The sequence below is a fragment of the Okeania sp. SIO2B3 genome (assembly GCF_010672525.1).
GTDB lineage: Bacteria > Cyanobacteriota > Cyanobacteriia > Cyanobacteriales > Microcoleaceae > Okeania.
This window is the reverse complement of the sequence record NZ_JAAHGH010000008.1, coordinates 23,900-38,645: the sequence shown is the minus strand read 5'-3', so window position 1 is coordinate 38,645 and position 14,746 is coordinate 23,900. Positions and strand designations below refer to the sequence as shown.

Genomic DNA, 14,746 nt, shown 5'->3' with positions numbered 1-14,746 from the left:
CCCCTTTCAGCAGTAAAGCTGTTCGGCAAAATGCCAGATAATTTTGTCGCAGAAAAAATCTCTTATCCTGTTTATCACTTGACCAAAATAGCGAGAATTAATTAATGGCAGATTTTCCTTAATGACCGAGAAATTTGTCTCCTTTTCAGTAGTAGAGGTTTTTGGCAAAATTTCACAGAATTTTCCCGCAGAAAAATCTCTGACTATATTTGTCATGTTCTGAAAATATTCACAATTAATTGATGGATAATTTTCCTTAATGACCGAGAAATTAATCTTCTTTTCAGTAGTAGAGCTTGTTGGCAAAATTTCCGATAATTTTCCCGCAGAAAAAATCTCTGACTATATTTGTCATGTTCTGAAAATAGCCAAAATTAATTGATGGATAATTTTCCCTGATAAGTGGTAATTTTTTACCTTTTCAGTAGTGGAGCTGTTTGGCAAAATGCTACAGAATTTTTCCGAATGACCAATAAAAATTCTCCCCTTTCAGCAGTAAAGCTGTTCGGCAAAATGCCAGATAATTTTGTCGCAGAAAAAATCTCTTATCCTGTTTATCACTTGACCAAAATAGCGAGAATTAATTAATGGCAGATTTTCCTTAATGACCGAGAAATTTGTCTCCTTTTCAGTAGTAGAGGTTTTTGGCAAAATTTCACAGAATTTTCCTACATAAAAATCTCTGACTATATTTGTCATGTTCTGAAAATATTCACAATTAATTGATGGATAATTTTCCCTAGTCACCGAGAAATTTGTCTCCTCTCCAGTAGTAGAGATTTTTGGCAAAATTTCACAGAATTTTCCTACATAAAAATCTCTGACTATATTTGTCATGTTCTGAAAATAGTCACAATTAATTGATGGATAATTTTCCCTAGTCACCGAGAAATTAGTCTCCTGTTCAGTAGTAGAGATTTTTGGCAAAATTTCCGATAATTTTCCCGCAGAAAAATCTCTTATCCTGTTTGTCATGTTCTAGAAATAGTCACAATTAATTGATGGATAATTTTCCCTAGTCACCGAGAAATTAGTCTCCTGTTCAGTAGTAGAGATTTTTGGCAAAATTTCCGATAATTTTCCCGCAGAAAAATCTCTTATCCTGTTTGTCATGTTCTAGAAATAGTCACAATTAATTGATGGATAATTTTCCCTAGTCACCGAGAAATTAGTCTCCTGTTCAGTAGTAGAGATTTTTGGCAAAATTTCCGATAATTTTCCCGCAGAAAAATCTCTTATCCTGTTTGTCATGTTCTGGAAATAGCCACAATTAATTGATGGATAATTTTCCCTGATGACCGAGAAATTTTTTTCCCCTTTCAATAGTGGAGCTTGTTGGCAAAATTTCCGATAATTTTCCTACAGAAAAAATCTCTTATCCTGCTTGTTACTTTGTCAAAATAGTCAGAATTAATTGACTAATAGTTTTTTCTTCCCTCTTCCTTTTTCCCTCTTCCTTCTTCCCTCTTCCCTCTTCCTTCTTCCTTCTTATGCTAAAGTGAGAAAAAATTCAGCCCTAAGAACAAAAACTACAATAAAAATCCGCAATTGGAAGTATTGACATGAAAGCATTAATTCTCTCTGGTGGAAAAGGTACAAGGTTACGTCCTCTTACTTATACAGGAGCAAAGCAATTAGTACCAGTTGCGAATAAACCTATTTTGTGGTATGGCATTGAGGGTATTGTCGCAGCAGGTATTACTGACATTGGCATTGTTATTAGTCCAGAAACTGGAAAAGAAGTACAAGAATTAACCGGAAACGGCGAAAAATTTGGAGCTAATATTACCTATATTCTGCAAGAGCAACCTGCTGGTTTAGCTCATGCGGTGAAAATTGCCCAACCATTTTTGGCAGATTCTCCTTTCGTCATGTATCTGGGAGATAATATTATTGAGAGTCAGCTAGAACAATTTTTAGAGACTTTCAAAAAAGAACAATTAGATGCTTTAATTTTGCTGCGAAAAGTGCCTAACCCCACAGCATTTGGTGTGGCAAAAGTAGATGAAAAAGGAAAAGTTTTAGGGTTAGTAGAAAAACCAAAAGTTCCTCCATCTAATTTGGCACTGGTGGGAATATATTTCTTCTCAAATAAAATACATAATGCCATTGCTAATATCAAACCTTCAGCTAGAGGAGAATTAGAAATTACTGATGCTATTCAATATTTAATTGACCAGCAAACCTCTGGTGCAGATCAGGAAATTTCTGTTGAAGCGCGTACCTTAGAAGGTTGGTGGTTAGATACAGGTAAAAAAGATGATTTACTTAGTGCTAATCAAATCATTTTAGATACTCGTTTAACTAATTCAGTAAATGGGGAAATAGATTCTCAAAGTCAAATTATTGGGCGAGTAAAAATTGGTAAAAATACAAAACTAATTAATTGTAGTATTCGAGGTCCGGTGATTATTGGAGATAATTGTCACCTAGAAAATTGTTTTATTGGTCCTTATAGTAGTATTGCCGATAATGTAACTTTAATTGATGTTGACATTGAGCATAGTGTGATATTACAAGGAGCAAAAATTATTGAAATTCATCAACGTATTGTTGATAGTTTACTCGGTCGTCGTGCTCAACTAATTAATGCTCCACAACGTCCTAAAGCATTAAGATTTATGATTGGAGATGATAGTCAAATAGAACTAACTTGAAGAAGGCAGAAGGTATCCCCCCCCAACCCCCCAATGATGCGCTATCCCTTATAAGGAACTCCTGAAACCCTTGTAGGAAAGTGGGGAAGAGGGGGAAGAGGGGGAAGAGGGGGAAGAGGGGGAAGTAAGAATTTTGTCTACAGTCCTCACACTTGCGTGTATTTTTCAATACAATTTTCTCCCGAAAAAGCCGCTCCCAGACTAACCCATAACTTGTCTTTTTTGTCTACGTTTTATGTTAAGAAAGATGTTTATAAAGCATAGCCCAGGAGGGGAGGTAAACATAAGAATAATTAACATTAACTGGGCTGCTAATTAGCAAAAAAAAGTTGTCGCTTTGCTGAATCAAACTCAGGGCAAGCTGATAGATACAGAGAGTTAAAGTTAGCTATTAAACCTATAAGAGAAAAGATAGTAATAAAATTGGCGTTGCTGAGTGGTAATGATTTTTTAGATTAACAGGACTTACGCTCAATACGAAATTATACACCATTTGTAAAGTTAGACCTTGTCAGGGTTAACGGCCGTTAACCCTTACTATATGTTTTGGTTATGAGTAATTTCTGATTAAGTATCAACGCAAAACATAAGTTTTTCAATTTTACCTTCACCTGCTTACCATTACATTTCAGCAACGCCATAAAATTACCTAATAATTAAAATTTCAAGCTTCTTCTTTGAATAAATAAAGACCAAAAATCCTATTTGCCAATTCTATGGGTTTTCAGGAGAGATAATTATTAATTATTAATTATTAATTCCACATTCCGTACTTCAATTTGCAGTATTAAAAGTAGTATATAAATCTGTAGTTTGGTAGATATTTATACTATGCAAATCATCTCAATTACTTTTTTCGTCGATCAAATTCCGAGTCAAAAATTTACGCATAAATACTTGCTATATTTGATTACTCAATCACGGCAGCTATAATTTTCTTCAGAATTGCTGTCTCCTGTCTCCTGACTCCTGATTCTATACTACATTTTGTGGTGCGGAATGTGGGTTAATTATTAGACATCTCCAAAAATCAAAAATCAAATCAATTATTATCCATAAATTATCAATTATTTCTCCCTGCTCCCTGTTCCCTATTCCCTCTGTTCTGGAGATATCTATTAATTATTGAACATCAGGCAATTGTGTTAAGTAAATACCCTATGTTTTAGGGATGGCATTTGTCTACGAACTTGTTCTAATCTGGATGGGTTAATTTCTGCGATCGCTACTCCTGGTTTATCCTCAGTATCTGCCAAAATCAAACCCCAAGGGTCAACTATCATTGCATGGCCATGAGTTTGTCTTCTGCCATAGTGCTTCCCTGTTTGAGCTGGAGCAATTATATAGCAGGTATTTTCTATTGCTCGTGCTTGGAGTAATACTTGCCAGTGGTCTTTTCCTGTATATGCAGTGAAGGCCGCTGGTACAAATAGGACTTCAGCCCCGGCATTTGAGAGATGTCTATATAGTTCAGGAAATCTTACATCATAGCATACTGATATGCCTAAATTCCCATAATCTTTTGATGAATACACTGAAGGTAACTTGAAACCTGCTTTAACAGTGTTTGATTCTCGGTAAGTGTTACCGTCAGGTAAGTTAACGTCAAATAAGTGTGCTTTTTCATACCTAGCTACTTCTTTACCATTAGGATCGATTAGGGATGCAACATTATAAACTTTGCCATCTTTTGTAGGTACTGGATACCCACCTCCTAAAATTGTGATTTGGAATTTTTGAGCTGTTGTTTTGAGAAATTTTTCACTCTCTGTAGCGATCGCTTCTGCTTGGGCCATCTTTTCTTTTTCTTCACCCAAGAAGGGAAAATTTTCTGGCAAGGTAACTAACTCTGCACCTTGACGGACTGCTAAGTCTATTAATTCTTCTGCCTGTACTAGATTTTTTGACAAGTCAGGCACACTTGTCATTGATATTGCTGCTGCGAGATAGGATTTCATTAACTCAGTTTTTCAGCTATGTTTGTTGGAACTTTTTAATGTTTGCCTTATTACTTATACCAAATTCGCCGATAGAAAGGTAGTTATTTACCAATTTTTCTCACTCTTATTTCTCAACCTTTAGCTTAAGTTCCTTTTTTATTAAAAATGATTACTGAGTTGACAATGGCTAAATTTTAGAGTGGTTTCAGAAATCAGATTTTCAACTGTAGTAGTCTATCAAGTTTATGTTTAATAAGTTACTATTTCTCAATCACACTTATTTATTAAGGCTTTGATACTCAAAATACTCATCATGTTTTGCTTGACGGACTATTAGTCTAGTATTTTGATTTCTGAATTAACCACTATTTTTAATCTGAATATTGATTCAGAATTTAATCTACATTTTGTTTGAGACTTTTAGATTAATCCAGACAAATCTGAGTTAACTTTTTTGCTTTTACATTGGGTGGAAAAGTAAGTCTGGGAAGAAACGATTAAACTCAATTAAAATTCCGGCTGTGATAATCATCCAGGCTGCGGCCAAAACTGGGGCTGTTGATAGATACTTAAGTAGGTCTTGCATGAATATTTCTCCTAAAACTGATTTTCAAATCAGGTATTGTTTAGACAATGTTTAAAAACATTGTTTTGGAACTTTTGGCAGTTAGTAATTAGTATTTTTATACTAATTACAATTACTTAGTTTTTCTTAATCCCTTCGTTGATGTTTTAGCGTGGGGAAACAGTAATTTCGTTTTCTTCAGCAAACATTTTACCAGAGGTAAATTCTCCTAATGCCAACATTGGCCATAGAGCTGCACCTAGCATTTTTTGGATTGCTAAAGGAACGTCGATAACAATCTCTTTTTCCTCTGGATTTTTATCAGATTTGATTGCTTGTAGATAGGAACGACCAGCCCAACCAATCCAACCTGTAATATACAAGAATAAGATGCTAGGAATGAGGAAATCTCCAGCACGATCCAGACTACCATCTACTATTAAATGAGGTAGTCCATCTTCTCCACAAAGTGCTTGTGAATAACGTTCAAATCGTTTCTTACCAGATTCTGGATCGCCGGTAGTAGGGCGAGCATATTCAGCTCGTGCCTGAAAAGCTGCTGATTCTGAACATGGCACTAAGTTATATGCTGATGCTGCTGATGCACCAGTTGCCCAAAGACTTATGGCTAAAACTAAAGCCAACAATCGTCTCATAAAATTGTTTCCTTTTATTACAAAGTGTTGACAATTACCCATACTTCTGTAGCTAATTTAAGCTGAAGTAGGGATTTTCTTAATGGAAATGATAAATTTGAAGCTGACAGTAATCAAGCTATTTTTATAAATTTATCAGTCAATGACAACTATTTTAGCTATAGAAACAAGTTGTGATGAAACGTCTGTGGCAATTGTTAAGAATCGTCAAGTTTTAAGTAATATCGTAAAGTCACAAATTAATATTCACAGTTTTTATGGAGGTGTGGTGCCAGAAATAGCTTCACGGCAACATTTAGAAATAATTAATCAGGCGATCGCTCAGGCTTTTACAGAGATAGATTTGGATTGGCCAGATATTGATGGTATTGGAGCTACTTGCGCCCCTGGTTTGGTTGGCGCTTTGTTAGTGGGAATAACGGCAGCGAAAACTCTGGCTATTGTCCATCAAAAGCCATTTGTGGGAGTGCATCATTTAGAAGGTCATATTTACGCGACTTATCTTAGTCAACCAGAATTAAAACCACCTTTTCTCTGTTTGTTGGTTTCTGGAGGCCATACAAGTTTAATTTATGTCAAAGATTGTGGTGTGTATGAAACATTGGGCCAAACAAGGGACGATGCTGCAGGAGAAGCTTTTGATAAAGTGGCTAGATTATTAAAACTTGGCTATCCGGGAGGTCCTGTAATTGATAAATTGGCAGCAGAGGGCAATAGATTGGCTTTTTCCTTACCTGAAGGGAAAATTTCTTTACCTGAAGGTGGTTATCACCCTTATGATTGTAGTTTCAGTGGACTAAAAACTGCAGTGTTGCGATTAATTCAAAAATTGGAAACAGAAGGCCATGAATTATTACCTGAGTCTTCAATAACTAAAGATATTGCGGCTAGTTTTCAAGAAACTGTAGCGAAAGGGTTAACAAAAAGAGCGATCGCCTGTGCGCTAGATTATGGATTAAATACAATTGCTATTGGTGGAGGTGTAGCTGCAAATAGTGGGTTGCGACAGCATTTAAGTACAGCAGCAGCTAACCATAATTTGCGGGTACTATTTCCTCCCCTGAAATTATGTACAGATAATGCGGCTATGATTGGTTGTGCGGCGGCTGACCATCTGAGTCGAGGCCACATTTCATCTCTGAACTTAGGAGCTAGTTCTCGAATGGCCATAAAAGATGTGATGGAATTATACAAATTTCATTGAGTTGAGCTATTAGAGTAGTCATTTCAGTTATCAGTACCTCCGGCTAAAACTAAAGCCTTGAAATACTGAAGTTTATTTTTTTCATTCCCTATCCCAGGGGAAGCGATTGACCTGATTTTTTGGTCATAAGTTCACAAGTCAGGAGTCAGATTTTGGCAGCTCAGGTGGCAAGTATATGACTTGACAGCACTATCAGGATTGATACTAATACTATATATAGTAATTTAAAACTATAGTGCCACACTACATATAGAGTTTATCCCTCAAAGTAGGAGCGATTGACCTGATTTTTTGGTCATAAGTTCACAAGTCAGGAGTCAGATTTTGGCAGCTCAGGTGGCAAGTATATGACTTGACAGCACTATCAGGATTGATACTAATACTATATATAGTAATTTAAAACTATAGTGCCACACTACATATAGAGTTTATCCCTCAAAGGAGGAGCTATTGACCTGATTTTTTGGTCATAAGTTCATAAGTCAGGAGTCATATTTTGGCAGGTAAGGTGGCAAGTATATGACTTAATAGGACTATCAGGATTAATACTAATACTATATATAGTAATTTAAAACTATAGTGCCACACTATATATAGATTTTATCCCTCAAAGGAGGAGCTATTGACCTGATTTTTTGGTCATAAGTTCATAAGTCAGGAGTCATATTTTGGCAGGTAAGGTGGCAAGTAGATGACTTGATAGGACTATCAGGATTGATACTAATACTATATATAGTAATTTAAAACTATAGTGCCACACTATATATAGAGTTTATCCCTCAAAAATGCGTAAATACTTACTATTAAGTGAAGGTAAGAAAATTTAACTGTTCTCTGTTCCTAAGTTGTCAGCATTTCCTGCGGAATGCTGCGCAAACAGCTATTAGCTATCAGCGTTTCTGTTTGTCATGCTGCGCAAACAGCTTTTGAACGTAAATAAGAAGACACCTTAGCTATTGATAACTAAGGTCTTAGGATTTGCTTTTACCCATTTGAGAATTGGACTTTACTCTTTCAAGACTAATTGAAATTTGATTTGCCTATGAAGGTAATGACTGAATGCTTACCCTTATAATTCCAAAATATTTTCTGCACAATTCAAAATTAAGACTGCTACATCAGTAATGAAAATTAGAAACGCTGAAGAAAAAGATTTAGCCGTAATTGTAGAAATTTATAACGCTTCAATTCCTAGTCGTATTGCTACTGGAGATATAGAATGTATTTCGGTTGAAAGTCGTATTCCTTGGTATCAAGAACACACACCTGATAGTCGTCCAATTTGGGTTATGGAATTAGATGAAAAAATTGTTGGGTGGCTGAGTTTTCAGTCTTTTTATGGCACAGCTGCATACAAAGCCACAGCAGAAGTTAGCATATATATTGCTCCTAAATATAAAGGTCAAGGAATAGGGAAAAAATTACTTTCAGAGGCAATTTTTTACAGTCCTAAATTAGGAATTAATACTTTACTGGGTTTTATATTTGCTCATAACCAGCCTAGTTTAAAGTTATTTGATAAGTTTGGCTTTCAACGTTGGGGTTATTTACCAAAAGTGGCTAGTTTAGATGGTATGAAGCGAGATATTGTAATTGTTGGACTTCATCTTGAGGAAGTAAAAAAATGATAGGATTCATTAATGGATAATAGATAATTACCTCGGATTTTAACCGTTACGGAATTGAATATCAGGAAATATTATTTCTTCTCTTGGTCTCATGGATATAGCGAGGTCTCCTCGCCATCCCTCGACCGCTTTTTTCCCCATAAAGCTGAATTATTTAATTAACAATTATTAATTATTAATTATTCGGTAAATAAGAAATTAGATATATCCAAAAAGCTTAAAGAATTAGCATTTTGAGTAGGCAAGGGCAGAAAAATCAAGTGATAATTCTTCCCACTATCTCCTTCACAATTCTCCTAACTCCTAACTCCTGACTCCTGACTTCTATTCAGCAAACCCCAATCATTGTAAAAGACTTCGGATATGGTCAGCCACAGCATTAGGCTTTTCTAACATTGCGAGATGACCACATTCAGGAATTTCTAGGACATTTCCACCGTGGCCTTGAAACATCCAGTGAAAACTAGCTAAATGTTGTACATATTTAGGAGCCATTATTTGGTCTTTTGCTCCAGAAATAAAATAAACAGGTTGCTTCAATTTTGATACTATCAATGGCAGGCGATTAACTTCTGATTCTGTCGTGGAGTCTAACAATGTCCCTAGAGCTGCTGCGTAAGATGCTCTCACAAAATCAGTTAATCGTTGTTGTCCCCATTTACGAGAGATTGGTATTGCCACCTGAGTTCTTGTGAACATCAAGTCTATCAGAGGTAAATAAGATAGCCAACTAGGACGAAATTTGATAATTTGTGCCCCGGCAAACCTAAATCGTTCAAATTCTTCTTTAATGTAAATTCCACCACCAGAGTTGATACAGACCACTGCTTTGATAATATCGAGCATTTTATTCGCTCCTAATAAAGCAATGGTGCCTCCTAAAGAGTGGCCAATGAGCCAGGCACTAGATATATTGAGTTTCTGTAATAATATTGTCAGGTCTTCTACATAAGCTGTGGGACTGTAGTTGAAAACTAATTTTTTTTGGGTTGAGTGAATTTGAGAATCACCGAATCCGCGCAAGTCGTAAGATAAACATTGGTAATCTGGTGAGAGTTTTTGGATTAGAGGTTGCCAGTAGTTACGGCTTAAGAGCCAGCCATGTATAAAAATAAGTACATGGGGGTATTTAGTGGGGTTTGTCAATTCGTAGGCGTGTGGAACCCCTTGGATATCTATAGTTGCCATATTTGTATTTTATTCTGAATTGACAAAGGTATAGCAATAGACAGTTCAAGAATTTATAATTTAGAATTTATAATTACCTCTTCTTATAGATAAGAGGATTGGATCAAAGAAAAAATTTTCCCTTTTGCGTCAATCCTATCCGTTTTCAAGGAGAGGTAATTATTAATTATTAATTATTAATTATTATTAGTATCTTTCTCCCATTAATCTTTGTCGCATACCTTCAGCAATTTTTTGGCCTAAGTATTCTGGAATCAAACTTTCATTTGGCCCCAAAAGGTAAAGAATCAGACGAGTTCGCCCACGCCAAACTAATAAGTTGGCATTAACTACTAACAAATCTTCTTGCCAGATGGCATACATAACTTTATAGAATAGACCTGGTTGATTATCTGCTTCAATCAATAGTGCTGGTAAATGAAATACAGGATCGACATAAAATTCTGTCGCTACTTCTTCTAAACCACTATCTAGATTAAACTCTACAGCTAACATTTCTTCTACCTCGAAACGGCCTGCCAGTGATTCTTGAATGGCGCGACAAACATTTTCTGAGGTTTTCTCTGTTAGTGCTTTGCCCCCCCGAGATATTACTAATTTGATAAAGACCAACATCGGTGGGTAAATTTGTCCATAAAGACTGAGGCTATGAATAGTTAGTCCATAGGCAGCTAAGACCCCAAAAATATCACTGAGCAAAAATGATTGATTTCGGTAGGTAAAGTGCAGGGCACTTTTGTTGCCTTCTGGCCTGAGTTCTATTACAGCTTGTTTACTTTTATAAAGTTGATATGCTAACTTCAAATTTTGCAGTTGGATATCACTACTGACAAATTGCTCATAAAACTGTGGAAACGCTCGGTTGAAGCGCTTTAGCAGTTCTAGTGTTGATGATTTTAAACCCGGAGCCATAATCGAAGAGAGGGAACGGGATATATACTATCTAATAATGTCATCCAACTTCTACTAACTTAACCACGCCTGCATGGGTTTTTGGAAAAATTTGTTTAGCGGCTCTGAGCCAACATCTCACCCTCAAAATCCAGATTATGAGGGATACACGACTATTGGGGAAGGAAATGCTTCTTCTCAAGCTGTTCATTCACCTAATAGAAGTAATGGACGTATATTTTTTAGTACAGATCGAGACATAGATATATATGAACTTGAAGAACTCTGTAATGCTGTTGGTTGGTCTCGTCGCCCATTACGCAAAGTAAAAAAGGCCATTCAACATAGTTTTCTTGTTGTCTCTATGTGGCAGATGCGAGGCAGTCACCGAAGACTGATTGGCTTTGCCAGAGCAACGTCAGACCATGCTTTTAATGCCACTCTTTGGGATGTGGTTGTTCATCCTGATGTCCAAGGTAAGGGCTTGGGGAAAGCATTGATGAAATACATTATCAAAAAACTTCGTAGTGAGGACATCAGCAACATTACCTTATTTGCTGACCCTCATGTTGTTGATTTTTACCAAAATTTAGGTTTTATTCCTGACCCAGAGGGAATTAAAGGAATGTTCTGGTATCCAGATTAGCTGTTTTTGGTTCGATCAAAATATGATTAACCAAATATTAATATAATAAATCTAGAATTTAGATTTTTTTAGCAGGAGCATTTTTCTCACTTTTAACTTATTCAAATGTATGCAGAATATATTAGTAGTTAGTCAAGAAGGTTTATCTCAAGGTTGGTTGAAGACCCGCGCTCTCCATCCCCCCTCGCCCCCCGATGATGCGGGGGGAACAAAAGGGGAGTGTCCCATGGGAGCACCAATCAATAAGAGTGGTTTTGCTAATACTGTGTTAGCCTTCTATCAGGCTGCTGGACTAGCAGTGTCTAGGGGAGCCGTCGGATTGGTGATGTACTGTGGAGCGCGCCTTTAGACCAAAAAGGGGTTCGGCCTCGGAGGCAGGTATTATGTTAGCGCAGCTCCTTACCTCAAGAGGCAGCAGAAAACCCTATCAGTGATGGAGCGGGAATCCCGCGTTTTCTCGTAGAGTAGCGTCGCAAAGATGTCAATTCTAGTGATATGCTCCTGTAAAATCTAAAATCTAGAAATAATGATTAAAGGATTTTTGTTCCTAAAAATTTCTTTAACTTCCCTGGCGGGAAGTCCCGCGCTCTCCCGTTTTGCTAGCGCATAACTGCGTTAACGGCTGTCGCCGATATGTTTGCGGAGCATTCCGTCAGGAAAAGGCGGAGCAAGTGTGGCAGCTATTAGGGGAGCGGAGGGATGGGAAAGCCAGGGCCAACAGTCGGATACCTCCACAAATAAAACCTTCTTATACCCTTGACAAGCTAGGAGGTATGCATATTATTATTAACGTCAACACAGGGGGAGGACATCACCTCACACGAAACAGCGGTCATTTTTTTCATGACTGAATAATCCCGTGTTGTCGCGCTATGCGCAACGTCGGGAGTATGTCAATATATGGACAAATTTTTTTGGTGTAAAATTTTTTTTGAATTTTTTTGCACAACTTGTAAAAATTGAGCTATAATAAATTTATAGTTCAACCGGGATGTAGCGCAGCTTGGTAGCGCGCCTGCTTTGGGAGCAGGATGTCGCAGGTTCAAATCCTGTCATCCCGATATTTGCAGAAAATTATACCTAAATTAGGTACAAATATTTAACATCTCGGTCTTAAGCACGGGAATTGAAATAAAAGTTCTCAGGTGTGGACAAAATTCCCTCCACAACTGTACCTCCTTGAGATAATCTTCTAAAGGTTAGTTCTAGTTGCTATTAGTACTTAAATATTTTCTCTGCTATTAAGTGGCTGTTTGCGTAGTATGGCTAAGTAAAAGTAAGTTTAGGCAAGGGAAAAACGTCAAAGCCATAAAAATGTCTAAAACCCTGATGGCTACTGGATTTATACTTTTTTGAGCTAAAAATCTATACCTTTAAGATTTAAGGGCTTTTTTCCTGATTTTTGTCAACTCTTATATAGTTAGTAGATAAATTTTCAAAAGTCACTAGGCTAATATTCTAGTGAGCTAGGTTATCTACACTATCTGTTCTAAGTTGTACTGAGTCCGGCCGATCAAAGATATTTAAAACTTTTCACTGTTCCCTGCTCTATGTTTTCAATTATATAGCATTACGCAAATAGCTTAGGACATTTACAAATGCTCAAACGAGCGTCAGGGATTACTTTTGTAGGGGCGAATGGCCATTCGCCCGTACTAACTTCTGTACGTTGCCAATCCGACAGCTTCCCTATGCACGTAGCGCTATATTTTGTGTTTCCTATGTCCAAAATATTACAACACTTTTGAGGAAGCGTAAGGTACAGTTTTTAAGATTAATCTTTTTCCCTACTCCCTACTCCCTAAAGTTCTAAAATTTTGTACCTCATCAACTCCAAAATTAAAGCTGAGTGCTGAACGCTAATTGCTACATACTTAACTTATTCTCAATGTAGTTATAGTTTTAAAAATTAGTCTATACACTCCGTTGGATAAGGCACAAAATTTTGAATTTTAGTCAATAGCTTAACCTAGAATTGAAGAATTTATCATTTAACTCTCCTGTAGGAGAAAGACTATGTCTTACTATCTATAAACCACTATGTTTTTATTTATTTTTAGCTGAAGCAAATGAAAAAATTGTGTTATACTCAGCTATAGCTATAACTTTGTTTCCATAAATCATACTCCTATGATTCTCAATTGACTAATTATGGTAAATCAACTATAGATTAGCTTGGACTTAAGATAACAATTTTTGTAGAATTTATAGTTAGTGAAATTAAACCATAAAATTGAACTATTTGTATGATTAATTAAAAGGGTGTTTGAGATGAAGTAATAGAACGATTTAAGAATTTAATTTTTGGAAAAATCATAATTTAATTGAATTAATTAATAACAACTAAATTATGTGTTTAAAACGGTGAAAAAAATCAGGATATCTTACTGAGTGATGGAATAAATATTTTGATGATTGAATCGCTATTTAAAAGCGGAAAAAGATTAAATCATGTTTATTCGTGGCTTTTTGAAGCTATTAACATAATTTTTTCATCTCTCTACTATTAAGTTATTTGATGTTCATAACTTTTATTTTTGCTACATTATTTTAAATAATTTGGAGAACCTATGAAATCATTAGTTCGCTTAAGTGCAGTGTTAGGAATAGTGGCTAGCACTTTAATTGGACCTTCCCTGAAAGAGATGTCTGCACTAGCATTATCTGCAGAAGAAGTTCTACAGAAGTTAACTCCTGTGCCTGTATTTACAATCACCGATCAAAATGGCTCTCCTCTTGTAGCTTCTGTTAAAAAGGAAGGTAGTGAAAATTCTTCTGTGGCAGGGGTTTTTATTAGTAAGAGTGATGCGGATGCTTTTGTAGAAAAATTAAAAGGAGAAAATCCCGATTTGGCCGCTACAGTTAAGGTAGTGCCTGTATCTCTGGGTGAAGTTTATGAAATGAGCCAATCTAGCCAGAAGAATGGGCAAAAGCTACAGTTTGCTTATGTTCCAATTAGAAGGCAGGTTGAATCTGCTAAGATTTTACTTGAGCAAAATGGCCAGAATGTTAACCAGTTCAATGGAGTACCTTTGTTTATAGCTAAAGGTGGACCTGATGATGGATATTTAACTATTCAACGTGATGAACAGCAAGTTATTCCTATGTTTTTTAATAAAGAAGATTTGCAGGGAATGTTGGATCGAGCTAAGACTCAACAACCTGATGTTTTTTCTTCTGTGAAAATTGAAGTTGTTAATCTTGAGGGTGTGATTAAGGCTTTGGAGGAAGATGACGATCCTTTCTTAGAAAAAATTATTTTTATTCCTCCCAGGGAGTCTTTAGAGTTTGTACAACAGTTAAAACAATCTGGTAATTAGGGTTTGCTGAATAAGTCTTTTGGTATTGGGTAGGAGTCAGGAGTCAGGAGT

General features: G+C 36.2%; 14 protein-coding genes and 1 tRNA gene. 8 read left to right on the top strand and 7 right to left on the bottom strand.

Annotated elements, in window-relative coordinates; translation table 11 throughout:
• Positions 1 to 259 precede the first annotated feature (259 nt).
• On the top strand, positions 260 to 382 hold the full coding sequence (locus F6K15_RS09495; RefSeq protein WP_293060248.1) for a hypothetical protein: 123 nt from the start codon (positions 260 to 262) through the stop codon (positions 380 to 382).
• Positions 383 to 489: 107 nt separating this feature from the next.
• Here F6K15_RS09495 and F6K15_RS09490 read toward each other — a convergent pair whose 3' ends face one another.
• Entirely contained in the window at positions 490 to 975 is a 486-nt protein-coding gene (locus F6K15_RS09490) for a hypothetical protein (protein ID WP_293060246.1), read from the bottom strand.
• Between the two features lie 3 nt (positions 976 to 978).
• The gene (locus F6K15_RS09485; RefSeq protein ID WP_293060245.1) at positions 979 to 1,113 is read right to left on the bottom strand and encodes a hypothetical protein; all 135 of its coding nucleotides are present in this window, start codon (positions 1,111 to 1,113) and stop codon (positions 979 to 981) included.
• 449 nt (positions 1,114 to 1,562) lie between these two features.
• On the opposite strand from F6K15_RS09485, the gene F6K15_RS09480 reads away from it, so the two are divergent.
• Positions 1,563 to 2,657, top strand: coding sequence for a glucose-1-phosphate thymidylyltransferase (locus tag F6K15_RS09480; RefSeq protein ID WP_293060244.1), 1,095 nt, complete (start codon positions 1,563 to 1,565; stop codon positions 2,655 to 2,657).
• A gap of 1,145 nt (positions 2,658 to 3,802) precedes the next feature.
• On the opposite strand, the gene F6K15_RS09475 is transcribed toward F6K15_RS09480, so the two are convergent.
• The 3 genes from F6K15_RS09475 to F6K15_RS09465 all read right to left on the bottom strand — a co-directional run bounded on the left by F6K15_RS09475 (position 3,803) and on the right by F6K15_RS09465 (position 5,818).
• Positions 3,803 to 4,615 (bottom strand): carbon-nitrogen hydrolase family protein, encoded by an 813-nt coding sequence (locus tag F6K15_RS09475; RefSeq protein ID WP_293060242.1) that lies wholly within the window; start codon positions 4,613 to 4,615, stop codon positions 3,803 to 3,805.
• Between the two features lie 442 nt (positions 4,616 to 5,057).
• Entirely contained in the window at positions 5,058 to 5,183 is a 126-nt protein-coding gene (gene psaJ, locus F6K15_RS09470; protein WP_124143070.1) for a photosystem I reaction center subunit IX, read from the bottom strand.
• 146 nt (positions 5,184 to 5,329) lie between these two features.
• On the bottom strand, positions 5,330 to 5,818 hold the full coding sequence (locus F6K15_RS09465) for a Photosystem I reaction center subunit III (protein ID WP_293060241.1): 489 nt from the start codon (positions 5,816 to 5,818) through the stop codon (positions 5,330 to 5,332).
• 142 nt (positions 5,819 to 5,960) lie between these two features.
• Here F6K15_RS09465 and tsaD point away from each other — a divergent pair, with 142 nt between their 5' ends.
• Together tsaD and F6K15_RS09455 are read left to right on the top strand one after the other, a co-directional pair.
• Positions 5,961 to 7,022 carry a tRNA (adenosine(37)-N6)-threonylcarbamoyltransferase complex transferase subunit TsaD gene (tsaD, locus tag F6K15_RS09460; protein WP_293060239.1) on the top strand — a complete coding sequence of 354 codons (1,062 nt, stop codon included), beginning with the start codon at positions 5,961 to 5,963 and terminating at the stop codon, positions 7,020 to 7,022.
• A gap of 1,124 nt (positions 7,023 to 8,146) precedes the next feature.
• Entirely contained in the window at positions 8,147 to 8,650 is a 504-nt protein-coding gene (locus tag F6K15_RS09455; protein ID WP_293060238.1) for a GNAT family N-acetyltransferase, read from the top strand.
• Positions 8,651 to 8,992: 342 nt separating this feature from the next.
• On the opposite strand, the gene F6K15_RS09450 is transcribed toward F6K15_RS09455, so the two are convergent.
• Both F6K15_RS09450 and F6K15_RS09445 read right to left on the bottom strand, forming a co-directional pair.
• Positions 8,993 to 9,838, bottom strand: a complete 846-nt coding sequence (locus F6K15_RS09450; RefSeq protein ID WP_293060237.1) for an alpha/beta fold hydrolase — start codon at positions 9,836 to 9,838, stop codon at positions 8,993 to 8,995.
• Positions 9,839 to 10,024: 186 nt separating this feature from the next.
• Positions 10,025 to 10,750: a hypothetical protein gene (locus F6K15_RS09445; protein ID WP_293060236.1), complete on the bottom strand. Its 726-nt coding sequence runs from the start codon at positions 10,748 to 10,750 to the stop codon at positions 10,025 to 10,027.
• A 73-nt stretch (positions 10,751 to 10,823) separates the two neighbouring features.
• On the opposite strand from F6K15_RS09445, the gene F6K15_RS09440 reads away from it, so the two are divergent.
• From F6K15_RS09440 to F6K15_RS09425, 4 genes are all read left to right on the top strand, one after another.
• Entirely contained in the window at positions 10,824 to 11,375 is a 552-nt protein-coding gene (locus F6K15_RS09440) for a GNAT family N-acetyltransferase (protein ID WP_293060235.1), read from the top strand.
• A gap of 109 nt (positions 11,376 to 11,484) precedes the next feature.
• A complete protein-coding gene (locus F6K15_RS09435) occupies positions 11,485 to 11,724 on the top strand; it encodes a hypothetical protein (protein ID WP_293060233.1) in 240 nt (79 codons plus the stop codon).
• Between the two features lie 638 nt (positions 11,725 to 12,362).
• Positions 12,363 to 12,436 (top strand) — tRNA-Pro (locus tag F6K15_RS09430).
• Positions 12,437 to 13,945: 1,509 nt separating this feature from the next.
• The gene (locus F6K15_RS09425; protein WP_293060231.1) at positions 13,946 to 14,695 is read left to right on the top strand and encodes a Tic22 family protein; all 750 of its coding nucleotides are present in this window, start codon (positions 13,946 to 13,948) and stop codon (positions 14,693 to 14,695) included.
• The last annotated feature ends 51 nt before the right edge of the window (positions 14,696 to 14,746 follow it).